This window comes from Bifidobacterium scardovii JCM 12489 = DSM 13734, from assembly GCF_001042635.1.
Lineage (GTDB): Bacteria > Actinomycetota > Actinomycetes > Actinomycetales > Bifidobacteriaceae > Bifidobacterium > Bifidobacterium scardovii.
In genome coordinates, this window is the sequence record NZ_AP012331.1 from 80,502 (window position 1) to 105,435 (window position 24,934).

Consider the following 24,934-nt stretch of genomic DNA (forward strand, 5'->3'; position numbering starts at 1 on the left):
CCCTCAGAGAGGGGAGTCAGGCAACCTTCTGCCGTGTGATCGCCCCCGGCTCCCCCTTCAGAAGAGAGGGGAGCCGGAATGCACGGCGAGCGGGAGGTATCAGTTGCCGGAACCGGTGCCGGTGTTGCCGCCGGTGCTGCCGGTGGTCCCGCCGCTGCCGGTGTTGCCGCCGTTACCGGTATCATCCTTCTTGTCGTCGTCGCCGGTGGGAGGCGTGACCGTGGTGGTCTTGGTGGTCACCGTCACCGTGGCGCCCTTGTCGGCCATGGTGCCGCCGGCGGGGTTCGTGCTGATCACGGTGCCGTTTTCGCCGGCGCCGCTCGCCTGCGGCGTGAAGCCGGACCCTTGCAGCAGCGTCGCGCATTCGCTGTAGGTCTGGCCCGCGTAGCAGGTCGGCACGGCGATCTGCTCCTTGCCGTCGGAAACCCAGATCGTGATCGACGTGTTCTGCGCCAGCACCTGCCCGGATTCGACGCTCATGCGCGTCACGGAACCGGCCGCCACGGTGTCCGAGTTCTCATGCTCGGTGTTGACCGTGAATCCGGCGTCGTTGAGCGCCTTGGTGACCGCATCCTGCGCCTGCCCGACCAGGTTGTCGGGCACCGCGTTCATGCCGTTGGACACGTACAGCGTGATCGACGTGCCCTTGGGCGTTGCGCTGCCGGCCGCCGGCTCGGTGCGCGTGACGCTGTCCTTGTCGATGTTGGCGCTGTTCTCGCTCTGCACCACCGAGTTCACCTTGAAGCCCAGCCCGGTCAGGGTGGATTCCGCCGCGTCCTGCGTCTGCTTGGAGACGTCGGGCACGGTGACCGTCTGCGGGCCGGCCGAGAACCACACCGTCACCTCCGAGCCCTTGGCGACCTGCTTGCCGCCTTCCGGATCCTGCTTGGTGACCGTGCCTTCGGCCTCGGACGACGTGGTGTCCTGCTTGGACACCAGCTTCAGCCCCAGATCCTCGAGCGCCTTCTTGACGCCGGATTCGCTGATGTTGGACTGCGAGGTGAAGTCCGGAACCTTGACCATCTCGTCGGCCGGGTTGGTCGTGCTGCCGCTCATGGCGAAGTAGACGGCCAGCGCCACCAGCGCCACCACGAGGGCGCCGATCAGCGTGCCGATGATCACTTTCTTCTTGCGCTTGGCCTTCGCGGCCGCCGCGCGCTGCTCGGCGCGCGATTTGACCGCCGTGTTGGCCGCGGCGTTGTTCGGGTTGATCGCGCCGGGAACCACCTCGAACTGCCCGGTCACCGGGTTGAACGCCTGCGTGGCCGTGGTCTCGCCCTGCGGCTGGCCCATCGCCATCGTGGCCATGGTGGCCGAGGTCGCCGCGTTCTGTTCGGCCTGCTTGCGCGCCTTCATGTTCGACAGGTCGGTGAGCGGGTTGAAGGCCGCCGCCACCGGCACGCCGCCGTTCATGAAGGTGAGGATGTCGTTCTTGAATTCGTTGGCCGTCGCATAGCGGTTCTGGCGGTCCTTCGCCATCGCCTTCGCGCAGATCGAGTCCCACATCTTCGGCAGGCCCGGGACCACGGAACTCGGCGGCGTGGCCACCTCGGAAACATGCTGGTAGGCGATCGCCACCGCGGAATCCCCGGTGAACGGCGGCCGTCCGGTCAGCATCTCGTAGAGCACGCAGCCGGCGGAATACAGGTCGGACCGCATGTCGACGGTCTCGCCGCGCGCCTGCTCGGGGCTCAGGTACTGCGCGGTGCCGACCACGCCCTGCGACTGGGTCATCGTCGCCGCGGAATCGTCGAGCGCACGGGCGATGCCGAAGTCCATGACCTTGACGATGCCCTGCTCGGAGATCATGATGTTGCCGGGCTTGATGTCGCGGTGGATGATGCCCATGCGGTGCGAGTATTCAAGCGCCGACAGCACGCCGAGCATCACCTGTTCGGCGTCGCGCTGGCTCAGCGGGCCGTTGGCTTTGATGATGTCGCGCAGGGTCTGGCCCTTGACGTATTCCATCACCAGGTACGGCAGGCGCTCCACGTTGCCGTTCTCGTCGGTGACGGTCTCCTCGCCGGAGTCGTAGATGTTGACGATGTTCATGTTGTTCATCTGGGCGACCGAGCGCGCCTCGCGGCGGAACCGGGAGAGGAAGATCTGGTCGTTGGCCAGATCCGAACGCATGATCTTGATCGCCACCGTGCGGCCCAGTCGCGTGTCAAGCGCCACGCGCACTTCGGCCATGCCACCGCGCCCGACCAGTTGGCCGAGCTGGTAGCGCCCCTCAGCGAGCGACTTCGGCATGATGGTGCTCATTGCTGTTCCTTCCACGATGTCCCCAGATTCAATGAGGCGTTATCCACGTTCACGGCGGTTCCCCCGGGCTGCCCGATATCGGAGAGGTTGAGTTCGCGCAGCAGCGTGTTCACGGTGTGCGGCAGACTGACCACGCGGCGGGGCAGACGGCCGGATGCGATGAAGGTGTCATCGGTCTGTGCGGTCTCCTGGTCCAGCAGCCGCCGTTCGATGCGGGCGAGCGTGCGCGACACCACCAGCGCGTCCTTCGGCCGGTCGAGCGGATCCTTGGAGAGCATCGACATGACGAATTGGTTGAGCTGCAGATCCACGGTGTCCGGCAGCGGCGGCACCGGGTCGTTGACGTGGGCCGCGGCGATGTCGACCGGCGTGGCCCCGGTGAACGGGCGGTGCCCGCACAGCCCCTCGTAGGCGACGACGCCGAGCGAGTAGATGTCGGACTGCGGCGTGGCCTGCTTGCCCTGCGCCTGCTCCGGGGAGATGTACTGCGCGGTGCCGACGACCATGCCGTCCTGCGTGATCTGCTCCTGATTGGTGGAGTAGGAGACGCCGAAGTCGGTGATCTTCACCTCGCCGGTGTCGGACACCATGATGTTGGCCGGCTTCACGTCGCGGTGGATCACGCCGTGGCTGTGCGCCACGAACAGGCCGCGGGCCGTCTGGATCAGGATCGGCAGCAGCTCGGTCGGGTTCATCGCGCCGCGCTCGTGGAACAGGTCGGCCAGCGACTTGCTCGGCACGTACTCCATGATGAGGAATCCGATGCCGTCGTGCTCGTAGTATTCGAACAGCGCGGCGATGTTCGGGTGCGCCAGATTGGCGGAATTGTGCGCTTCCGCGCGCAGGCGATGCAGTTTCGCCTCGACGTTGGACTGGTCGGAGCGCAGCGCCTTGATGGCGACCGGGCGGCCGAGCTGGATGTCGTAGGCCTTCCAGACCTCGCCCATGCCGCCTTGCGCAAGGCGCTTGTCGAGACGGTATCGGCGGTGAATCAGCTGTCCTTCGATCAGTTTCATTGTTTCAGCGCCTCCTCCATCAGGGATTTCATGATCGGCCCGGCCACCAGGGAGCCGAAGAGGTCCACATTATGCACCACCACGGATATGGCGATTTTCGGATCGTCGGCGGGGGCGAAGCCGATGATCCACCCATCGATGGACTGGTTGTCGTTGCCGATCTGCGCGGTGCCGGTCTTGGCCGCGACCGCGATGCCGTCGATCGCCAGATTGGGGTTGCCCTTGGTGATCACGCCCTCCATCGCCTGCGTGAGCTTGTTGGCGGTGTCCGAGCTCATCACCTGGTTCATGGTGCGGGCCTTGGTCTCGGAGACCACTGACAGGTCGCTCGAGCGCACGCGGTCCACGATCGTGGGCTGCATGAGCTTGCCGTCGTTGGCGATGGCGGAGGCGATCATCGCGTTCTGCAGCGGGGTGGTCTGGTTGTCGCCCTGACCGATCGATTCCAGCGCGAGCCGGTCGTTGGTCGGGTTGTCCGGCAGCTTGGCCGCCACGGACGACATCGCGCCGCTGCCCGACGAGGAATCCACGGTGATCGAGCTGCCATAGCCGAACTTCTTGGCCATGGCGGCGATCTTGTCGCTGCCCAGCGAGACGCCGAGCTGCGCGAACGCGGTGTTCGACGAATAGGCGATCGCATCCTGCAGCGCGATCTTGCCGTTCGAGCCGTCGGCCAGCGGGCTGGCGTTGGTCAGCGGCACCGACGTTCCGGGCAGCGTGTAGCTGTTGCCGGCCGGAATCTGGGTGTCGAGCTGATAGTCGCCGGATTCGAGCGCCGCCGCGGCGACCACGGTCTTGAACGTGGATCCCGGCGGGTACAGCTGGCTCGTGGCCCGGTTGAGCATCGGGTTCGAGTCGTCGTTGATCAGCTGGCTGTATGCCTGGTTCGCGCTCGCCGTGTCATGGCTGGCCAGCTGGTTCGGGTCGTAGCTTGGCGTGCTCACCATCGCGAGGATGCGGCCGGTCTTGGGCTCCATGACCACGACCGAGCCGTCGTTGCTGCCGAGCAGCTGGTAGGCGAGTGTCTGCAGCGACGAGTTGATCGAGGTCTCGATCGTCGCGCCGGTGTTCTGCGAGCCGGAGAGCACCGCCTTGAACTGGTCCCACAGCAGGGCGTCCGCGTCGCCGCTGAGCAGCGCGTTGCGGGAGTATTCGATGCCGCGGTCGGTCGGCTGATTGATCGAGTAGTAGCCGGTGACGGGGGCGTACACCGCGCCGTTCGAGTATTCGCGCTGGTACTTGAACGCGTCGTTGGTCGCGGTCGATTGGGCCAGCACGGTGCCGTCGGAGGTGAGGATCGCGCCGCGATGCGTGCCGTACGTATGGTATATGGCGCGTGCGTTGCGCGAATCGGCGTTGAGGGAATCGGCCTGTATCGCGGTCCAGACCGTGGAGGACAGGCCGAGGATGACGAACAGCACGATCACCGCGGTGAAAAGTTGACGCAGGGACTTGTTCATTGCACGCCACGCTCCTTGAGCTCATGGTCGCGCAGCACGGCGAGGGCCTCGTACTGGAACGTGTCCGACATCTCGGCGGGCGGCTCGGGCTTGTTGGCCGCGTTGGAGATGACGACCAGCAGGGCGGCCAGCAGGTAGTTGGCGACAAGCGAGGACCCGCCGGCCGCCATGTACGGCATGGTCATGCCGGTCAGCGGGATCACCAGCGTGACGCCGCCGACCACCGTGAACACCTGGAACGCCATGGTGAACACCAGGCCGGAGGCGAGCAGCTTGCCGAATCCGTCCTTGATCTTCATCGCGGTGATGAAGCCGGAGGCGATGATGATCAGATACAGCACCAGCACGGCCATCAGCCCGGTCAGGCCGAGCTCCTCGCCGACCGACGTGTAGATGAAATCGGAGTTGCCGTACGGCGTGAGCGAGGGGTATCCCTGCCCGAGCCCGGTGCCGATCAGGCCGCCCGAGGCAAGGCCGAAGATGCCGGTCACGATCTGCCCGGAACCGCCGAATTCCTTGTAGTACTGCTCGTTGCTGAACGGGTGCAGCCATGCGTCGACGCGCGAGCCGACGTGGCTGAAGATGCCGGCCGCGGCCACCGCGCCCGCCGCGAAGGCGATCAGGCCGATCACGATCCAGCTCTTGCGGCCGGTGGCCACGTACAGCATCGAGACGAACATCGCGAAGAACATGAGCGACGTGCCCAGATCGCGCTGCAGGACCAGCACGCCCATCGACGCGATCCACACGATGATGATCGGCCCAAGGTCCTTGATGCGCGGCAGCTGCAGCCCCAGGAACTTCCTGCCGCCGACGGCCAGCTGGTCGCGGTGGTCGAACAGGTAGGCCGCGAAGAAGAAGGCGAGGAACAGCTTGGCGAATTCGCCCGGCTGGATGGTGCTGTTGGTGAACGGGATCTGGATCCAGACGCGCGCGCCGTTGATCGACGCGCCGATGAACGGCAGCATGGGGGACAGGAGCAGCGCGAGGCCGACCACCATGCTCACATAGGAGAAGCGGCGCAGCACGCGGTAGTCCTGCAGGAAGATGATGACGAACGCGAACAGCACCAACGCCACGATCTGCCACAGCAGCTGCCTGACACCGGCACTCGACGGCGTGTTCTTGCTCTGGTCGATGCTCACGATCAGCACCGTGCCGACCGAATTGAGCAGCAGCACGCACGGCAGGATCGTCTGGCTGGCGTGGGGCTGGAACCGCATGATCAGCGCCCATACCGCCAAGCTCAGCAGGCTGACCGCGCCGATCAGGATGGCGTATTTCGTCGGAAACCCGTTGGTCGTGCGTTCCAGCATCTGGAAGAATCCGAGAAACCCGGTCAGGAGCACGAGCACCAGCAGCGACAGTTGGCGCAGGCGGGTCATGATCATTGTCCTGCCTCGCTTCCTGATTTGTCGTTGGTCGAATTGCCCGAGTTGTTGTTGGACGTGTTGTTGCCGGACGAGTTGCCGTCGGAGGATTTGCCGGAGTTGCCTCCGGAATTGGACGACGTCGACTTGCCGGACGAATCGCCCGCCTTGTCCGACGAGGAGTCGGTGGACTTCTTCGCGCTGTCGGCGGTCTTGTTCTGCTCCTTGTCGCGTTCGCGCTCGATGAGCTTGGCGTGGGCCTGGGCCTCGTCGTAGCTGCCGACGGCGATGCCCTGCTCCAACTGATTCTGCCATGACTGCGGCAGGCTGGAGATCGTGATGTTCGTGCTCTTGACCTCGTGCGAGAGCTCAAGGCCGAACAGATTGGTGTTCACGCCCTGGTAGATCGTGATCACGCCGTTGGAGGACCCCAGATAGTACTGGGTCTGGCTCCAGGCGTACGCGCCCCACCCGCAGCCGGCCAGCGCGAGCAGCGCCACGATGATGCACAATACCGTGACGATGCGCGAACGCCGGTGCTTGTCGCGCGTGATCTTGCGCTGTTCGATATGCTCGTGCCGGATCGCCTTGGCGACCTCGGGATCGTTCGGATCGGCGCTGACGCGGCCGTCCGACTTCTGCACGACGGGGATCTCGCCGGTATCGGGCATCATGCGGTCGCCGGATTCCTCGCGTACCGTCGAGGGCTGCACCACACGCGATTTCGCGGATTGCTGGGCGGCGGCTGGGGATGCGGCTGGCGCCGAATCCTGCATCAGCGCGGCCGCGCGCTGGGCCGGCGAGGTCGAGTCCTCGCGCAGCATCGGCGCGGTGGCCACCGGCGCATTGACGATGTCGGCGATCGGCTCCAAGCTGGCGCTTGCGGCCCCGCCGACCAGAATCGTCTGGTTCGGCAGATCGAAGGCCTGCGCGTCCAGCGCAAGCGTGGCGTCGGCGATCACCGCGGTCACGTTGTCGGTGCTGCCGGCCTTGAGCGCCATACTGACCAGCCGCTGCGCGCATTCCTCCTGATCGGTGCAGTCGGCCATCACCTGTTCGATGGTCGAATCCTCGAGCACCCCGGTCAGGCCGTCGGAGCACAGCAGCCAGCGATCGGTCGGATGGGCCTTGCGGATGGCGATGTCGGGGTGCGGGTCGATGTCGAAGTCGCCGAGCACGCGCATCACGACGTTGCGCTGCGGATGGTTCTTCGCCTCCGCCTCGCTGATGCGCCCCGTGTCGATCAGATGCTGCACGTAGCTGTGATCGTGCGTCATGCGGGTCAGCTTGCCGTCGCGCAGCAGATAGGCGCGCGAGTCGCCGATATGCGCCAGCACCCAGTAGCCGGATACGAGCACGACCGTGGTCACCGTGGTGCCCATGCCGGAGAGCCGCCGCTCGCGCTTGGCCTTGCCGACGATCGCGTCGTGCGCGGCCATCACCGATGTCTCCATCATCTTCGAGACGGTCTGGATATCGCCGTTCACGTCATCGCGCTCGATGTGCGCGAGCGAACGGATGGCGATCGTCGAGGCGGTGTCGCCTCCGGCATGGCCGCCCATGCCGTCGCAGATCGCCATCAGGTGCTCGCCGGCGAACGACGAATCCTGATTGTTGGAACGCACGGTACCCACATCCGAGACGGTTGTGGAGTACAGGAACAGTTTTTGCGAAGCGGAGGAGTTCGGCATGCGGCAATCACCTCAATTCGAAGGTGGTGGCGCCGATGCGGACGGGGACGCGCGCGGAGAGGATGGTGGGCGTGTTGATGCGCTGGCCGTTGACGACAGTGCCGTTCGTGCTGTTCAGGTCCTCGATGGCCCACGATCCGGTGGCCGGGTCCTGATACACGCGGGCGTGGTGGGACGAGACGAACTCATCGTTCAGCACCACGGTGTTCGACGCGGAGCGGCCAAGCGAGATCGATCCCTCGGTCAGCGGCACGGAGGAGCCGGCGAGCGGGCCGTCGATGATGACCAGCAGGGTCGGCGACGCATTGGTCGCCGGCATCTCGTTGGTGCGCGGCGTGGACGGCACGGCGGATGCGGTCGCCACCGGCGCCGGGGCGGCCACGGCCTTGCGTGCGCGGCGCTCCTTGCGCCGATGCGCGCGCGACGCGCGCGGGCTGTACGTTTCCATGTCCTTGTACAGCGATCGTATGGCGAGTCCCGCGCACAGCCAGAGGAAAATCAGGAATCCAAACTTGAGGATCGCGAAGGTCAGTTCAGTGAGCATAACGGAATGCGGCTCCCGTGCGGGGCTACTCCTGCTCCTGCGAGGAGGCCCAGTACAGGATGCGGGTGCGGCCGATGGTGATCGTGTTGCCGTCGAGCAGCGTGGCGACCGGCACCTGATGCCCCTCGATGTACATGTGGTTCGTGGACCCCAGGTCGCGGGCGATCACGCCGTTCGGCGTGATATCGATCTCCATGTGGTGGCGGGAGATGCCCGGGTCGTCGATGATGATGTCGCAGCCGGAACCGCGGCCGATCACCGTCTTCTCCTTGGTCAGCAGATACTGGTTGCCGTTGATCTCCAGCATCGGGTCGTCCTGCGACTGCTCGTCGGTGGTGCGCGGCACGGCGTTGCCCTGCACGGATTCGGAGCTCAGCGTGAAGCTGCCCTTGGTCAGGTCGAGGTCCTCCTCGAAGATCACGACCACCGGGCCGACGAAGGCGTAGTGCTGGCTCTTGGCGTACTGGGTGAGGTTGTCGGCCAGCTCATTGGCCAGCGTCTCGGAGCCCCACTGCTCGATGCGGTCGAAATCCGGGGTGCTCAGCTTGAAACGGTATTCGTTCGGGGCCACCGTGCGATCGCGGCCAACCGGCATCGCTTCGGCGTCGATTTCGCGCTCGAGAGCGCTGGAGAGGTCGACGGGCTGCAGGTCCTTGGACCCGAATTTGGCGAACACGCCATTGACCGCGCCTTCTACACTTTTCTCAAAACGGTCGAGAACGCTCATAGTGATCCCTTTCTTATATCTTCACCTTATCCTACGCGGCAGTGGGGAATAAGATCAAAATTTCGGGAGAAAAACGGCGGTATGAGCGCAAAATTTCCACGCAAATGCGCGTTCGGTGGCGGTTGGGGGCTTTCGGCGGCATCGTTGGCCCTGCGCCGCGGGTGTGGGTCGCCCGGGGCGTTTTGCATCCGGGAGCGATGGGCGTCTCGTGCGTTGGCGCCGTAACAGCCGTAACATGCCGGCGACCGGTTGGTGAGTATGGTTGTGGCCATGAACGATATGACCAATGCATATGACGTCAAGGAAGCAATCGATGCGTTCCCGCGGCTCAAGGCGCGCACGCTGCGTTTCGGGTGCGGGGCCCCGCGTTCGGCGCGGGTGATCGGCGACGGGTCCCGTGCGCTGTTCCTGCGCTCGGATGGGCCGGAGGATCTGGTGACCGCGCTGTGGATGAGCGTGCTCGAGGGCGACGGCAGCCACCGCGAGGTGCTGCTCGCCGACCCGCGCGAGCTGCTCGCCAACGCGGACAGCGAGGACGTGCCGGCCGAGGAGAAGGCCCGCCGCGAGCGTGCGCGCGAGGGCGGCACCGGCATCGTCAGCTACTCGGTCGATGCGGCCGGGCGCCGTGTGATCTACACGATCAACGGGCGTCTGTTCCTGACCGAAATCGACGAGGACGGCGACGGGGCCCGCACCCGCCATCTGGCGGCGAGCGAGCTCGACACCGACGATCAGGGCGTGTACGGCCCGGTGCTTAATCCGCGCATCAGCCCGGACGGCAAGCATGTGCTGTACACCACCGGCGAGCATCTCGAGCTCGTCGACATCGCCGATTGGGAGAGCGCCGCGGCGCATGACGCTGCCGTGGCTGCCGGCGAGGTGAACGACGGGGTGTTCGTGGAGGCGGACGCCGATGAGGAGGCGATTTCCGAGGGTGCGTTCGGCGCCGATGAGGGCGATCGCCCGGCGGCCGGCGACGTGATCGGGTCGATCTGGGGCGTGTGCGGCGATGCGTGCGCTTGCGGTGATCGCGGTGATGAGCGTGACGGTGAGTGCGGTTGCGGTTGCGCGCGGGGCGGCAAGGAGAACACCTGGCGCATCGGACTGGCCGAATTCGCGGCCGGTGAGGAGATGGACCGCTACGACGGGTTCTGGTGGGCGCCCGATTCCCGCCACATCCTGTTCGAGCGGTATGACACGCAGTACGAGCCGACGTGGTACATCAGCGATCCGGCCAATCCGGAGACGCCGGCGGCTGGCCGCCGCTACCCGCGCGCGCTGACCCGCAACGTCGATGCCTATCTGACCATCGCCGAGCTGGAATTCGATGGGCAGGGCCGCTATGCGGGCGTCGTCGGCCACGACGTGCAATGGGACCGCGACGAGTACGAGTACATCGCCGCCGTCAGCTGGAGCAAGGGGCATGGCCCGTTGGTGCTGGTGCAGAACCGGCGCCAGACCAAGGATCAGGTGCTTGAAGTGGCGCCGTCCGGGGCGGTCAGCGTGCTGGAGACCCATGCGAACGATCAGTGGATCGATCTGGTGCCCGGCACCCCGGCGTTCACGCCGGACGGCCGGCTGGTCTGCCCGATGAACGACATGGACACGGACACGAACCGGCTGACCGTCGATGGCAAGCTGTTCACGCCCGTCGGCTGGCAGGTTCGCGGCGTGCTCGATGTGACCGACGCGGATGTGCTGGTCTCCGTGCAGCGCACGCCCGAATCGGCGCCTGAGGTGCCGGCCGCCTGGGCGGATAACGTGGACGGGCACGATGCCCGCAGCTTCGATGTGGTGAGCATCGCCTATGACGGCACGGTCACGCCGGTCACCACGGTTCCCGGCCAGTGGACCGTCTCCCGCGCGTCGGCCGGCATCGTGGTCTCCGGGCGGGATATGGCCCACGCCAAGTCGCGGATGGAGCATCTCGCTGCGGGCCGGACCGTCGGGGAATCGTCGTCGGCGCTGATTGCGAACCATGCCGCGGAGCCTGGTTTTGCGCCGAATATCGTCTTTACCCGCCTTGGCGAGCACCGGCTGTACACGGCGATCATCGCGCCGAGCGCCGGCAGCCGCTATGCCGGCGCCGAGCAGCTGCCGGTGCTGATGAAGCCGTATGGTGGCCCGGGGTACCAGCAGGTCATCGTCAGCCAGGCGTTCTACTGGGATGCGCAGTGGTGGGCCGACCAAGGCTTCCTGGTGGTCACCGCCGACGGCCGTGGCACCACCGGCCGCGGGCCGAAGTGGGATCGCGAGATCTTCGAGGACATGAAGGACGTGACCCTTGCCGATCAGGTCGAGGCCGTGCACGCGCTGCCTGAGGCGATTGCCGCGCTGAATGCGGACGGCGAGACGCGCATTCCCGCGCCGAACCTCGACAAGGTGTGCATGATCGGCTGGTCGTACGGCGGATTCCTCTCCGCGCTGGCCGTGCTCGATGCCCCGGAGACCTTCCACGCCGGCTGCGCCGGCGCGCCGCCCACCGACTGGACGCTGTACGACACGCATTACACCGAGCGCTACCTCGGCCTTGATCCGAAGGTGTACCGCCGCAACGGCATCGTGCAGGACGCGCCGAAGCTCTCGCGCCCGCTGATGCTGATCCACGGGTTCGCCGACGACAATGTGACCATCGCGCACAGCCTTCGCCTGAGCCAGGCGCTGATGGCGGCGGGGCGGCCGCATACCTTCCTGCCGCTCACGGGCATCACGCATATGACCAACGATGAGACGGTCGCCGAGAACCTGCTCACGCTGCAGCGCGACTTCCTGTACGACGCGTTGGATCTGTGAGCCGTTGCCGGCGCCGTTTGCGGTGAGCCGGTTGGTTGGCCGGGTTGAGCGGGGCTGGTTGGGCTGAGCTGGGTTGAGCGGGCTGGGCGGGCTGGGTTGTCTGGCTCGGTGGGCCCGGCCGGCTCGGCTTGGCGGGTTTCGCTGCTGTGGGGCATGGCGCGCTGATGGCGCCACGCCCCTTTTGTTTTTCTTGGCGGAGCGGCGCTTCTGGAGTGCAGAGGGTACACCTCGCTTGGGCCCCTTTCCGCGGGGCGATTCGTCTATAGGATCGATGCCCTTCTCCGTTCGACGTTGTCAACGAAGGATGACGCATACTCTCTCATGGATATGCCTCGCTTGGAAGCCTCTTGGCGAGGCGGATCTTATATGGGTTAGAAGGTGCACCTCGCTTGGTGTGGTTTGGCGTGGCATATTGCCTGGAGTGCAGGAGGTGCGCTTCGCCTATCGTTCCCTCAGCGAGGTGGTTCATCTGGAGGGTCGGTGGTTTGCTCGTTTGACGCTTGTCGATGAGGAGGATCGCATAGTCTCTCGCGGGTATGGTCCGTTTGGAGCTCTTTCCGCGGGGCGGAATCTCTATGGGGTAGAAGGCGTGCCTCGTTTGGTGTGGTTTGGAGTGGTATGTTGCTTGGAGCGTAGGAGGTGTGCTTCGCCTGCTGTTCCTTCAGCGGGGCGGTTCGTCTAGAGGGTAGGAGCTATACCCTGTTTGGTGGTTCCCGGCCGGGTGAAGCTTCTATAGGGTAGAAAGCATGCCTCGCTTGGAGTTCCTTCTGCGGGACGGAATTTCTATGGGCTAAAAGGTCTGCCTCGCTTGATGTTGTTTGGCGTGGCGTGCTGTCTGGAGTATAGGAGGTGTACTTCGCCTGTTGTTCTTTCCGCGGGATAGCTTGTCTAGAGGGTAGGGGCTATACCTTGTTTGGCGGTTTCTCAGCGGGGTGTCTCGCTTGGAGTGTTGGTGATTTACTTTGCTCGAGGTCGTCAATCGAGGAAAACCGTGGAGCCTATCATAGCTGTGCCCCGCTGAGAATCCATGCAGTGGGGGCACGGTAGTTGGACAGTGGGGGCACGGTAGTTGAACGTCGGGGCACTGCAGTTGGACAGCGGGGCGTAGCGGTTGGTCTCTGGGAGGTGCGACACGGGGTTGACTCGTCATCCCGATATGTGTTAACGTCAACATTACTGATATTCTACGTTTGACGCATGGCCCAGGCTGAGGGGCCGGCATGCGACATGTGCATCTCAGATAGCATGCTGAGCGTTGTGATACGCTTCGGCGCATACGCTGGGCGGAGAAAACAGGATGTACAAGGCGAGGTGGCAAATGTCTGGCGAGAGCGCTGTTGATCGGGCCGGTAACGAGGGCCATAAGAATGCTGTTTCTGGATCCGAGGCGCCCGTGTGCGCGGCGGCGCCTTCAAAATCGGTGTCCATCAAGGATGTGGCGAAGCTGGCTGGCGTTTCGATGCAAAGCGTATCCCGTGTCAGCAATGGAAGCGCGTCGGTGAGTCCGCAGCTGAGAGAGCGGGTCACCCGTGCGATGCATGAGCTGGGATACCGGCCGAATCGCGTGGCCCGCGCGCTGAGGTCGGGCCGAACGTGGACGCTTGGTCTGTTCGTGGAGCGTCTGGAGACTTCGGGCTCCGAGTTGATGCTGGAGAGCCTGATGGATGCTGCGGCGAAGCGGGGGTACGGCTTGACGCTGATCCCCATCGGCAATGACGCCCAGGTTTCGGTGATCGCCTCGTCGCCGTTCGTGGCGAGCCTCGACGTGGATGGCATGATCGTCAACGACCGGCCTGCGGTGGCGGAGGCGATCGATCAGTTCTTCCCCGATACGCCGGTGGTGTCGATCGGCAAGAACCCGGATCGCGAGAACTGGTCCTCGATGGATCTCGACCAGGAGCTGATCGGGCGGTTGGCGGTGGAGCATCTGCTGGATCTGGGGCACAAGACCGTGTATCACGTCGGCGGTGAGCAGATCTCGAATTCCGCGATCAAGCGCGCCCAGAGCTGGGAGCAGGTGCTGCGTGAGCGGGGATGCGAGGTCCCGCCATTCGAATATGCGGGATGGTGGGCCGATGATGGCTATCACGTCGGCAAGAAACTGGCCGAGGATCCGAATTGCACGGCGGTGTTCTGCGCGAACGATACCTTGGCTCTGGGCGTGATCAAGGCGTTGCAGGAGAGTGGGCTGCGCGTGCCGGAGGATGTCAGCGTGGTTGGCGTCGACGATTCCGTGAACGGCTATTACCCGAACAACAACCTGACGACGGTGAGCCAGCGGTACGCCGAGGCCGGCCGTTCCTTGGTCGAACTTCTGATCGATCGGATCAACGGAGGCGGCCCGAAGCACGTCATGGTCGGCGACGATCTGATCGTGCGCGGCACCACCGGTCCGATGCGTGAACGGGTTGGCGGACGGTAAAGAACCGCAGCAAGCCGTAAACGAGCTGAAAAGTCACAACGAGCAGGTGGCGGCCCGTAGCATCCCACGCTGTTAATTCGTTCAGTGATTTCGGCTCAGCCTCAGCGAGGGGAGCCAGACATGGTACACACGAACTTACGGCGGGATAGTAGCGGTCCGTAGCGGGCCGTGGCAGGCTGTACGGCTCACACGGTTCGCAAGTCTGTAAGTCTTAACGGCCCACATGGCTCGTAATCCCGTGAGTCCGTGCCTGTAAGCGGCCCCTACGGTTCCTGAGTCCGCAACCATCCGCCCCAAGCTCTGAGGCAGGTACGCCGCCGAGGCCGTACGGTCCGCAAGCAGCCGTGACGGCATGCCCCGCCATCTTCGTCACCAAGAACCACCGGTGTACCAATCCCGGCGATTCGATCACGTCGGCAACAAGATCCTCCATCGGCGTTTCGTGAGGAAAATCAACGGTTGTATCGATTACAAAACGCGCGTTTCCGGTGCGAATCCCTACAATTTCGTGATCAAAAGTTGACGTTAACATCCACCATGTGTTAACGTCAACATCACAAGCGGGCAACGAAAAGCCCACTTACGAATTCGTGGCCGGTGCAGTGGCCGGCTGTGGATCGGGGCGCATCCAAGCAGGATGCGCTGAAGCGAAGGAGAACTCAACATGTCAATGAAGATGAAAGCAGCAGTTGCCGCAGTGTCCGCAGCGGCCATGGCTCTCACTCTCGGAGCTTGCGGTACGGGCAGCAACGGAGGCAGCGCTTCCGGCAAGACGGCCGTCAGCTATTCCGATGTCGAGGCGGCTCTCAAGAGCGACAAGGACATCAACCTGACGATGTGGGCATGGTCGTACGACACGATGAAGCCCAGCGTCGAGGCCTTCGAGAAGAAGTACCCGCACATCAAGATCGACTTCAAGTCCACCGGTGCCTCCGCCGACCACTACACCAAGGTGCAGAACGCCATCAAGGCCAAGAAGGGCCTGCCGGACATCGTCCAGCTCGAGTATGACGCGCTGCCGCAGTACGCGGTGCAGGGCGCGCTCGTCGACCTCAACGGCGATGGCATCGACTCCAACATCGGCAAGCTGTACAACGACGCCGCGTGGAAGAACGTCCACGTGGGCGACGGCCTGTACGGCATCCCGCAGGATCAGGCGCCTATCGCCGCCTGGTACCGCACCGACATCCTCGACCAGTACGGCATCAAGATCCCGACCACCTGGGATGAGTACGAGCAGGCCGGCATCAAGCTGCACAAGGCCGATCCGAGCAAGTACCTCGGCTTCATCGACACCTCGGGCAACCGCCAGTTCGTGCAGATGCTGCACGCCGGCGACGCCAACCCGTGGACCGTCGAGGGTCTCAAGGACGTCACGCTGAACCTGACTGGCGACAAGTCCACCAAGATCTCCGACTTCACCCAGAAGCTCATCGACGAGGGCGTTCTCGCCGCCGTGCCGTCCGGTACCGACGAGTTCAACCGTGCGTTCGCCGATGGCAAGTACGCCTCCTGGATCGACGGGTCGTGGCGTGGCGGCCTGTTCGCCACCGGCAACCCGGAGCTCAAGGGCAAGCTCAAGGCCGCCCTACCGCCGAGCTGGGGCTCTTCCGAGGATGACCTGCAGGTCGGCGAGGCCGGCGGTTCGCTGCTGAGCGTCACCACCACGGCCGACACCAAGGAGAAGCAGGCCGCCGCGCTTGCCTTCATCAACTGGGTCAACTCCGATCCCGAGTCCATCGACGCCTTCCAGACCGTCGGCGGCTCCCTGTTCTGCGCAGCCAAGTCGTTCCAGTCCGATTCCAAGTACGCCGAGACCGACGATCCGTACTTCGGCCAGAAGGTGAACGAGATCTATTTCAAGGCCGCCGAGAAGATCAACACGAACTGGTCCATCCTGCCGTACAACAACCAGATGGATTCCGACTTCAAGGACATCGTCGTGCCCGAGATGAAGGAAGGCGGCAACATCACCTCCGCGCTGAGCAAGTTCCAGGACAAGCTGAAGACCTACGGTACCGAGCAGGGCTTCAACGTCACCGCGAAGTGACGGAGTCGATCCCGGAACGATTCCAGTGATCGCGAACTGATGGGTGGGGTGGCCGTCGGCGCCATGCGCGAGGCGACCACCCCACCCGGTCCGTTCACAGTGACCATCGAAGGATTGGATAGGCGCAAAAAATGAGTGCAGCAGTTGAGTCCCCCGCCGCGCGGGGCGCGGGTAAGCCCGCGAAAGCGCGGAAAGTCGAGGTCAGGAGGGAAAAGCCGGATTGGATCGGCATCCCGTTCTGCCTGCCTTACGTGATCGTGTTCCTGTTCGGTACGATCATCCCGTTGTTCTACGCGTTGTATCTGGGCTTCTTCAAGCAGCAGATGATCGGCGGCTCCTCGTTCGTCGGATTCGGCAACTATCTGAAGGCCCTGCGCGATACGCTGATGTGGACGGGCTTCGGCCGCGTGTTCCTGTACTTCTGGATCCAGACGCCGCTCATGCTCGCGCTGGCCCTCATGGCCGCGCTGATGCTGGATTCGCAGCGCATCCGCCACATCGCGGTGCCGCGCATCCTCATGTTCCTGCCCTATGCGGTGCCGGGCGTGATCGCGGCCATGATGTGGGGCTACATCTACGGCAGCGACTACGGCCTGTTCGGCCAGATCGCCCATCTGTTCGGGGCGAAGGCGCCGAACATGTTCAGCAGCCAGCTCATGCTGTTCGCCATCGCGAACATCGCCACATGGTGCTTCGTGGGCTACAACATGCTGATCTACTACTCCTCGCTGCGCGTGATCCCGGAGGAGTTGTACGAGTCGGCCCGCATCGACGGCGCTTCGGAGCTCAGGATCGCATGGTCGATCAAGATCCCGCAGATCCGCGGCTCGATCGTGATGACGCTGCTGTTCTCGCTGATCGGTTCGTTCCAGCTGTTCAACGAGCCGAACGTGTTGAAGACGCTGGCTCCGGAGACGATCAACAGCTCGTACACGCCGAACATGTACACCTACAACCTGGCGTTCACCAGCCAGGACGCGAACTACGCGGCCGCCGTATCGCTGGTCGTTGGCATCATCACGATGGTGCTCGTCGCCATCGTCAAGGCTATCGGAAACAGGTGGGATAAGTAATGAGTGCCGCAACCGTATCGCCGAGCAAGGCGACGCGCGAGGAGAAGCTCGCGCAGAAGGATTGGAAGAACCGCCAGCGCAACCGCAGGCGCGCCGAGAAGCAGGCGCAGCAGGTCAAGCTCACGGGCAAGCAGCGCGTGATGAGCTGGCTGCTGCACATCGTGATGGCCGTGATGGTCATCTACTGCCTGGTGCCGTTGCTGTGGCTGGTGTTCTCGAGCACCAAGAGCAACAGTGGCCTGTACACCTCGCCGGGTCTGTGGTTCGCCGACAAGAACGTGTTCTTCCAGAACGTGCATGACACCTTCACGTTCAAGGACGGCGTCTACCCGCGCTGGCTGCTCAACACCCTCATGTACGCGGTGGTCGCCGGTCTCGGCTCCACGCTGATCGCGACCTTCGCGGGTTACGCGGTGGCCACGATGAAGTTCCCCGGCCGCAACTGGCTGCTGTGGATCACGCTGGCGTTCATGTCGATCCCCAGCACGGTCATCACCGTGCCGCTGTTCCTCATGTACTCGCAGGTCGGCTTGGTCAGCACGCCGTGGGCCGTGATCCTGCCGCAGCTGAGCAACCCGTTCGGCCTGTACCTGATGATCATCTACGCGCAGACGTCGATACCGATCTCGCTGGTCGAGGCGGCCAAACTCGACGGCGCCAGCCATTGGACAATCTTCTGGAAGATCGGCTTCCCGCTGCTGTCCCCGGGCTTCGTGACCGTGCTGCTGTTCGCGCTGGTCGGCGTGTGGAACAACTACTTCCTGCCGCTGATCATGCTGCAGGACACGAAGGACTACCCGCTGACCGTCGGCCTGAACGTATGGCTGAAGATGGGCAATGACACGTCCGTCAAGGAGTTGCCGAACAACCTGATCCTGACCGGCTCGCTGATCGCCATCATCCCGCTGATCATCTGCTTCCTGTTCCTGCAGAAGTACTGGCAGTCCGGCTTGGCCGCAGGTTCCGTCAAGCAATAATTCAGGTTCGCGCAGTAGCCTGATATACGGAGGTACGCCAAATCCTGGGGCCGCGGACCATTCCTCAAGGAATGATTCGCGGCCCTTGTCCGTCCGGGCCGCTGCCGATTCCCGTCCGAGGTCCCACCCTCGTCAGTTTCCCCATTGATATCATGCGCGCGCCGTGACCGTGCGGCACTTCCCGGGCCGCCGGTGCGCGTCGCGCGCGCATGCCCGCATACCTATACCTATATATAAAGGAGTCATCGATGACTACAGTGACCATGAAGGGCGTCAGCCTCGCGCTGGACGACCACGGCCAGGTCGCCCAGCTGCACGGGCTGGGCATCCAGCGTTTCGGCGGCACGTACTATGCCTACGGCGAGAACAAGGTGAACGGCAACCGGTTCCAGGGCGTGGCCTGCTACACGTCCGACGATCTGGCCCATTGGCGCAGCGAGGGCATCGTGCTGGGCGTGCGCGAAAGCGGACTGCTCGCCGCCGACACCATCGCCGAACGCCCCAAGGTGCTGCGCTGCCCGTCCACCGGCGAATACGTGATGTACATCCATACCGAGCGCGGCGACTACAACTACGCGCATATCGGCGTGGCCGTGGCCGATAACCCGCTCGGTCCGTTCCGCTTCCTGTTCTCCATGCAGCCGTTCGGCAACATCTCGCGCGATATCGGCGTCTTCCAGGACGAGGATGGGGCCGGATACCTCATTTCCGAGGACCGCGAGCACGGCACGCACATCTACCGGCTGTCCGGCGACTACCATTCGGTGGTCGAGGACGTGGCCTGCGAGCGGGGCACGAATTACGAATACGGCTACGAGTCGCCGACCATCATCAGGCATGAGGGCCTGTACTACTGGTTCGGCTCGCAGCTGACCGGGTGGAACTGTAACGACAACATGTTCGCCACCGCGGCCGACCTGCACGGCCCGTGGAGCGAATGGAAGCCGTTCACGCCGCTCGGCTCGAAGACCTTCGAGTCGCAGTGCAATCTGGTGATGCCGCTGCCCGACGGCCAGTTCCTCTACATCGGCGACCGTTGGAATCCCGACGACTTGGGCAATTCGCCCACGCTGTGGCTGCCGATCCGCATCGGCGGCGGCGAGGCGATGCTGGAGTGGCACGACGAATGGACCTACGAGCGCTAGCGGCTCGGTGCGTACAGTCTGGCTCCCCTCTATGAGGGGAGCTGGCCGCGAAGCGGTCTGAGGGGGAGCACTACCACGAACGCCTGAATCAAGCCGATTCGCATATGCTCCCCTCAGTCGGCCATGCCGACAGCTCCCTTCATGGAGGGGAGCCAGATTTAGCGGCCCGGCGCCGCACCTTGATCCGCGAATTGCGTCAAACGAGTTCCATTTATCCGGTTTTGTTCGCTGAATGCCGGTTTGCTCGGGGGCGGGAATATACTGCTTGGAAGGCAACCAGATAGTAAGGCTCGCGGCGAAAAGAGGGATCGAGTGCGAACGGTGTGGCGTATTTTCACGCGTGATCTCATCCGGATTCTGCGCAATCCGGTCGCTCTGGTGGTGACGTTCGGCGTGGCCATCATCCCTTCGCTGTACGCGTGGTTCAACATTCTCGCCAACTGGGATCCGTATTCGGCCACCGGCAACCTTCAGGTCGCCGTGGCCAACGACGACAAGGGCGCCAGCAACGATCTGGTCGGCGATCTCAACGCCGGCAAGCAGGTCGTGAGCGAGCTCAAGAAAAACGACGAGCTGGGGTGGCGGTTCGTCAGCGAGGAAAAGGCGCTGGAAGGCGTGCAGTCGGGCGAATACTACGCGGCGATCGTCCTGCCCAAGGACTTCAGCGAAAGTCTGGTCGATTCGGTGACCGGCTCCGGAACCCGGCCGAAGATCAAGTACTACGTCAACGAGAAAAAGAACGCGATCGCGCCGAAAATCACCGATACGGGCGCGACGACCATCGACGAGCAGATCAACTCCACTTTCGTCTCCACGGTGAGCAACGCGGTCGCATCCGCCATATCCCAGGCGGGCAACGAACTCGACGAGGCGACGACCAACACGCAGAACGACGTGATCGGCGACCTCAACAAGGTGATCGACAGCATCGGCACCGTGAACACGGCGCTCGCGGATACCCAGACCACGCTGCATCAGGCGGATACGGCCATCGCGGACGCGAAACGCACCACGGCCGCGCTCAAGAGCACGGTGGCCGCGGCGCGGCAGGCCTCCAAGCAGTCAGGAACGCTGCTCTCCGAGGCGCAGACCGGTTCGCAGTCCTTCGCGAACACGCTGGTCGGCGCGCTCGACAACGGATCGATCCAGCTGTCGGGGCTGGCCGTGAACGCCAACAACGCCGCCGGCACGGTCATCGGATCGTTCAACACCGCGCAGAGTTCCATCGATGCCATCACCGATGCGATCTCCCGACCGCTGGACGCCACCGCGGCCACCTTGGGCGATCTCAAGGACGCGCTGAACAAGGCCGGTCTCGGCCAGGACACCGCCGATCCGGTCGGCCAGCGCATCTGGTCGCAGATCAACGCGATCGACGATGCCGTCAGCGCGCAGCAGACGCAGGTCGACGCCTTCCACAAGGACACCACGGCGTTCATCACGTCCGGCAAGGACGCGACCGGCAATCTGTCCGGCGCGGTCGGCGACACGGCGGTCGGCGGCATCGCGGCGATGAACGCCGCCCGCGGCTCGCTGACCGGCACGATCATGCCGAATCTCACCGCATCGCTGAACAGCTTCGCCGCGCTGAACGGCACCTTGGACGGCACGCTGGCCTCGCTGTCGAACACGCTGGAGCAGACCGACGGGCTGTTCGACCAGCTGTCGTCCACCATCAGCCAGGCCACGTCCGCCATCGCCGGCACGCAGACCTCGCTGGGCCAGCTGTCCGGCAGCGTGGCGACCGTGCGCACCGACATCGCCGCGATCAACAGCTCGGAGACCTACCGCAAGATCAGCGACGCCCTGCACCTCGACGACGAGGCGTTCGGCGAGTTCATGGGCAACCCCGTCTCACTGACCACCAAGGTCGTCTATCCCACCGACAACTACGGCTCCGCCGTCACGCCGTTCTACACGAACCTTGCGCTGTGGGTCGGCGGATTCGTGCTCATCGCGATCTACAAGCTCGAAGTCGACCATGAGTCGATCGCGCGCTTCTCCGCCTCGCAGGCGTATATGGGGCGTTGGCTGCTGCTGGTCACCATCGGCTTCCTGCAGGCGATCATCGCGACCGTCGGCGATCTGGTGCTCGGCATCCAGTGCGAGCATCCGTTCCTGTTCATCCTGGCCGGCGTGTTCTGCTCGTTCGTGTACATCAATATCATCTACGCGCTGGCCGTGGCGTTCCGCCATATCGGCAAGGCCGTGGCCGTGATCCTGGTGATCATGCAGATCCCCGGCGCGTCCGGCCTGTACCCGATCGAGATGATGCCCGACTTCTTCCGCAAACTGCACCCGTGGCTGCCGTTCACGTATGGCATCAACGCGATGCGCGGGCCGATCGCCGGCACGTACGGCAACCATTACTGGGTCGATATGATGCACCTGTCGTGGTACCTGCCGGTCGCGCTGTTCGTCGGGCTGGTGGTGCGCCGGTATGCGCTGAACCTCAACGCGCTGTTCGACCGCCGCCTCGGCGACACGGATCTGATGATCACCGAGCACAACAGCATGGTCAACGAGCGGGTGAGTCTGACCGCCGTGTTCCGCGAGATCTCCGGCACCGACGAGCTGCACACCGTGGTCAAGCGGCGCGCGCACCGATTCTTCGCGCGCTATCCGAAGATGATCGGATCGGGGCTGATCGTGCTGCTGGTGCTGCCGGTCGTATTCCTGATCCTGCTGTTCGTCACGCAGGAGAAGATCGCGATGCTCACCGCGTGGATCGTGTCGATCATCGTCATCGACGCGTACCTGATCGTCGTCGAATACACCAGGGACAGCTACGCGCGCCAGCTCGGCGTGAGCACGATGAGCGCCGACGAGTTCCGCGACGTGATGCTGCACGGGTACGTGTGGCGGCGCACGCATGGGGGCGCAGGCAGGCATGCGCCCGGGCATGCGGCGGCTACGACTGCCGGGGCTGCGGCTACGGCCGTGGGCGAGGACACCGAGGAGATCGCGCCGGGCCGCGACGGAGCGACCGGCGGCATGACCGGTGGCACGGCCGATGGCATGAGCGGTGAAGGAGGCGCGCGATGAGGAACATATGGAAGATCTTCGTGCGCGACGTCCGCCAGGCCACGCGCAACGTGATCGCGCTCATCGTCGCGATGGGTCTGGTGGTCGTGCCGGCGCTGTACGCGTGGTACAACATCGCCGCCAGCTGGGATCCGTACGGCAACACGAAGGCGCTGAAAGTCGCCGTCGCGAACGTCGACAAGGGCTACAAGTCCGACCTGATCCCGGTCACCATCAACGTCGGCGAGACCGTGACCAGCGCGCTGCGCGCCAACCACGACCTCGACTGGCAGTTCGTCGACAAAAGCGAGGCCATCGACGGCGTGAACTCGGGCGAATACTACGCGGCGCTGATCATCCCCAAGAGCTTCAGCGCCGACATGATGACGCTGTTCTCGCCGAACATCAAGCACGCGAAGCTGGAATACTACCTCAACGAGAAAATCAACCCGATCGCGCCGCACATCACCGATCAGGGCGCGAGCACGGTGGCTACAACCATCGACCAGACCTTCGTCAAGACGCTTGGCGAGGTCGCGATCGGCCTGGCCTCGAATGTGGTCGATTATGCGCAGAGCCCCCAGGTGGCGCAGTACGTGACCAACGCCACCGAGCATATCTCGTCCCTGTCGTCGCAGCTGAAGAGCGCGTCCGACCAGGCCACCGCCTACGCCGGGCTGATCGGGGCGACCACCAGCATCATCGAGTCGACCGACAAGCTGCTCGGATCCAACCAGTCGGCCGCATCCGACGCGAAGCAGGCGATGCAGCAGGGCACCGACGCCGTGACCAGCTTGGAAAACGCGCTGTCCGGTGCCACAAGCGGCGTCAACACGGCGTTGGATCAGGCGTCGTCGGCCTACGACAAGGTCGACAAGCAGATCGCCGCCGCATTCTCGGACATCAACGATCAATCGACGCAGGTCGCCGGCAAGCTCACCGACCTGCAAAGCCATGTGCAGTCGCAAGCGGACGGGTTCGGCGGCTATGCCTCGGCGCTGCGCTCGCTGGCTTCCTCCGCCGGCGCGCAAGCGGTGCGGGACGCGCTCGATGCGGCCGCCGACCAGGCTCAGGCCACGCAGACCAAGCTCAATGACGTCGCCACGGCGATCGGCGGCGCGGCGCGGCGGCTTACCGACGGCAGCGCCGATCTGGAGACGACCCGCAAGGATCTCGCCTCGAACATCGCCGATGCCAAGGCTTCGGTCACGCAGGTGGCCGACACCTACCGGACCACGCTCAAGCCGCAGCTCGACGCGCTGTCGTCGTCGATGGGCGATGTCATGACGCAGTCCACCGCCGTGATCGACGGGCTGGGCGCGACCATCGACGACGTATCCGGGCTGTCCGGCGGCATCTCCGGCAGCCTGGCGGCCGTGCAGTCGACGCTTTCCGATGCGTCTGCGTCGCTTGGCGAGGCCGCCACGAAACTCGACGATCTCAACGGCAAGTTCTTCTCCGTGCTCAGCGGCGGCGGCCTTGACCTGTCCGCGCTCACGTCCGCCGACTCGGACACGATCGCCACGATGCTGTCCGCGCCGGTGGCCGTCGACCGCATCGCCGTGTATCCGGTGGAGAACTACGGGTCGGCCATGGCCCCGTTCTATACGATCCTGTCCATCTGGGTCGGGTCGATCATTCTGGTCGCCATGCTCAAGGTGACGGTTTCCGACCATGAAAAGGCGAAGATCCTGGGACTCGGCAACGTGCTGCCGCTCGGCGCGGAAACCGGCCTGCGCGAGGCGATGATCGCGGGCCGCACCGCGGGGCCGGGGGCGATGATCGACGTGCTGCGCAAGCCGCGCGCCGAGTCGCCGGGCAACGCGCGCGGTTTCGGGCTGCACCTGTACCAGGAGTACTTCGGCCGGTATCTGATCTTCGCGCTGTTCGCGCTGATGCAGGGCACGCTCGTGTGCCTTGGCGACATGTTCTATCTCGGCGTGCAGTGCGAGCACCCGGTGCAGTTCCTGATGGTCGGATGGCTGGCCTCGCTGGTGTTCTCGAACCTGGTGTACACGCTCACCGTGTCGTTCGGCGACATCGGCAAGGCGATCGCCGTGGTGCTGTTGGTCATGCAGGTGGCCGGTTCCGGCGGCACCTTCCCGATCGAGACCCTGCCGCCGTTCTTCCGTGCGGTGTCGAAGTTCCTGCTGTTCCCCTACGCGGTCGATGCGATGCACGCCGCGATGGCCGGCTCGTACGGCATGGAGTACTGGGTGTCGATGGGCAAGCTCGCGCTGTTCCTGATCCCCTCGCTGCTGCTCGGCCTGATGCTGCGCAAGCCGGTGATCCGCCTCAACAACTGGATCATCCGCAACCTCGAGAGCACCAAGGTGATGTGATGCGGCCGGCGCGGCCGGCACTCCCGGCTTGTCGG

The 24,934-nt window shown here is 64.3% G+C and carries 15 protein-coding genes; 8 read left to right on the plus strand and 7 right to left on the minus strand.

Translation table 11 applies throughout. The features are described from left to right. Positions 1 to 99 precede the first annotated feature (99 nt). Genes pknB through BBSC_RS00365 form a run of 7 tightly spaced genes read right to left on the minus strand, consistent with a single transcriptional unit; the run spans position 100 to position 9,073 of the window. Positions 100 to 2,265 (minus strand): Stk1 family PASTA domain-containing Ser/Thr kinase, encoded by a 2,166-nt coding sequence (gene pknB / locus BBSC_RS00335; RefSeq protein WP_033517660.1) that lies wholly within the window; start codon positions 2,263 to 2,265, stop codon positions 100 to 102. Then, positions 2,262 to 3,281 (minus strand): serine/threonine-protein kinase, encoded by a 1,020-nt coding sequence (locus tag BBSC_RS00340; protein ID WP_231649091.1) that lies wholly within the window; start codon positions 3,279 to 3,281, stop codon positions 2,262 to 2,264. The genes pknB and BBSC_RS00340 overlap by 4 nt, the downstream gene beginning before the upstream one ends. Then, positions 3,278 to 4,741: a peptidoglycan D,D-transpeptidase FtsI family protein gene (locus BBSC_RS00345; RefSeq protein ID WP_033517658.1), complete on the minus strand. Its 1,464-nt coding sequence runs from the start codon at positions 4,739 to 4,741 to the stop codon at positions 3,278 to 3,280. Before BBSC_RS00345 ends, BBSC_RS00340 begins: the two co-directional genes overlap by 4 nt. Further along, positions 4,738 to 6,132 carry an FtsW/RodA/SpoVE family cell cycle protein gene (locus BBSC_RS00350; RefSeq protein ID WP_033517746.1) on the minus strand — a complete coding sequence of 465 codons (1,395 nt, stop codon included), beginning with the start codon at positions 6,130 to 6,132 and terminating at the stop codon, positions 4,738 to 4,740. The genes BBSC_RS00345 and BBSC_RS00350 overlap by 4 nt, the downstream gene beginning before the upstream one ends. After that, on the minus strand, positions 6,129 to 7,802 hold the full coding sequence (locus BBSC_RS00355; RefSeq protein WP_033517656.1) for a PP2C family protein-serine/threonine phosphatase: 1,674 nt from the start codon (positions 7,800 to 7,802) through the stop codon (positions 6,129 to 6,131). Before BBSC_RS00355 ends, BBSC_RS00350 begins: the two co-directional genes overlap by 4 nt. A gap of 7 nt (positions 7,803 to 7,809) precedes the next feature. Further along, entirely contained in the window at positions 7,810 to 8,346 is a 537-nt protein-coding gene (locus tag BBSC_RS00360; protein ID WP_033517654.1) for an FHA domain-containing protein FhaB/FipA, read from the minus strand. Between the two features lie 25 nt (positions 8,347 to 8,371). Next, complete coding sequence (locus tag BBSC_RS00365) at positions 8,372 to 9,073, minus strand: FhaA domain-containing protein (protein WP_033517651.1); 702 nt, start codon at positions 9,071 to 9,073, stop codon at positions 8,372 to 8,374. A gap of 279 nt (positions 9,074 to 9,352) precedes the next feature. Between BBSC_RS00365 and BBSC_RS00370 the strand changes: the two genes are divergently transcribed. The 8 genes from BBSC_RS00370 (at position 9,353) to BBSC_RS00405 (ending at position 24,899) form a co-directional block, all read left to right on the plus strand. Further along, complete coding sequence (locus BBSC_RS00370; RefSeq protein WP_033517744.1) at positions 9,353 to 11,866, plus strand: prolyl oligopeptidase family serine peptidase; 2,514 nt, start codon at positions 9,353 to 9,355, stop codon at positions 11,864 to 11,866. Between the two features lie 1,318 nt (positions 11,867 to 13,184). Continuing rightward, positions 13,185 to 14,288, plus strand: a complete 1,104-nt coding sequence (locus tag BBSC_RS00375; protein ID WP_269429192.1) for a LacI family DNA-binding transcriptional regulator — start codon at positions 13,185 to 13,187, stop codon at positions 14,286 to 14,288. 664 nt (positions 14,289 to 14,952) lie between these two features. Next, positions 14,953 to 16,338, plus strand: a complete 1,386-nt coding sequence (locus tag BBSC_RS00380; RefSeq protein ID WP_033517649.1) for an ABC transporter substrate-binding protein — start codon at positions 14,953 to 14,955, stop codon at positions 16,336 to 16,338. 131 nt (positions 16,339 to 16,469) lie between these two features. After that, entirely contained in the window at positions 16,470 to 17,411 is a 942-nt protein-coding gene (locus tag BBSC_RS00385; RefSeq protein WP_033517648.1) for a carbohydrate ABC transporter permease, read from the plus strand. Next, the gene (locus BBSC_RS00390; RefSeq protein WP_033517647.1) at positions 17,411 to 18,388 is read left to right on the plus strand and encodes a carbohydrate ABC transporter permease; all 978 of its coding nucleotides are present in this window, start codon (positions 17,411 to 17,413) and stop codon (positions 18,386 to 18,388) included. Before BBSC_RS00385 ends, BBSC_RS00390 begins: the two co-directional genes overlap by 1 nt. Positions 18,389 to 18,636: 248 nt before the next feature. Then, positions 18,637 to 19,533 (plus strand): family 43 glycosylhydrolase, encoded by an 897-nt coding sequence (locus tag BBSC_RS00395; RefSeq protein WP_046726130.1) that lies wholly within the window; start codon positions 18,637 to 18,639, stop codon positions 19,531 to 19,533. 312 nt (positions 19,534 to 19,845) lie between these two features. Next, positions 19,846 to 22,578: a YhgE/Pip domain-containing protein gene (locus BBSC_RS00400; protein ID WP_033517643.1), complete on the plus strand. Its 2,733-nt coding sequence runs from the start codon at positions 19,846 to 19,848 to the stop codon at positions 22,576 to 22,578. Next, on the plus strand, positions 22,575 to 24,899 hold the full coding sequence (locus BBSC_RS00405; protein ID WP_033517641.1) for a YhgE/Pip domain-containing protein: 2,325 nt from the start codon (positions 22,575 to 22,577) through the stop codon (positions 24,897 to 24,899). The genes BBSC_RS00400 and BBSC_RS00405 overlap by 4 nt, the downstream gene beginning before the upstream one ends. The last annotated feature ends 35 nt before the right edge of the window (positions 24,900 to 24,934 follow it).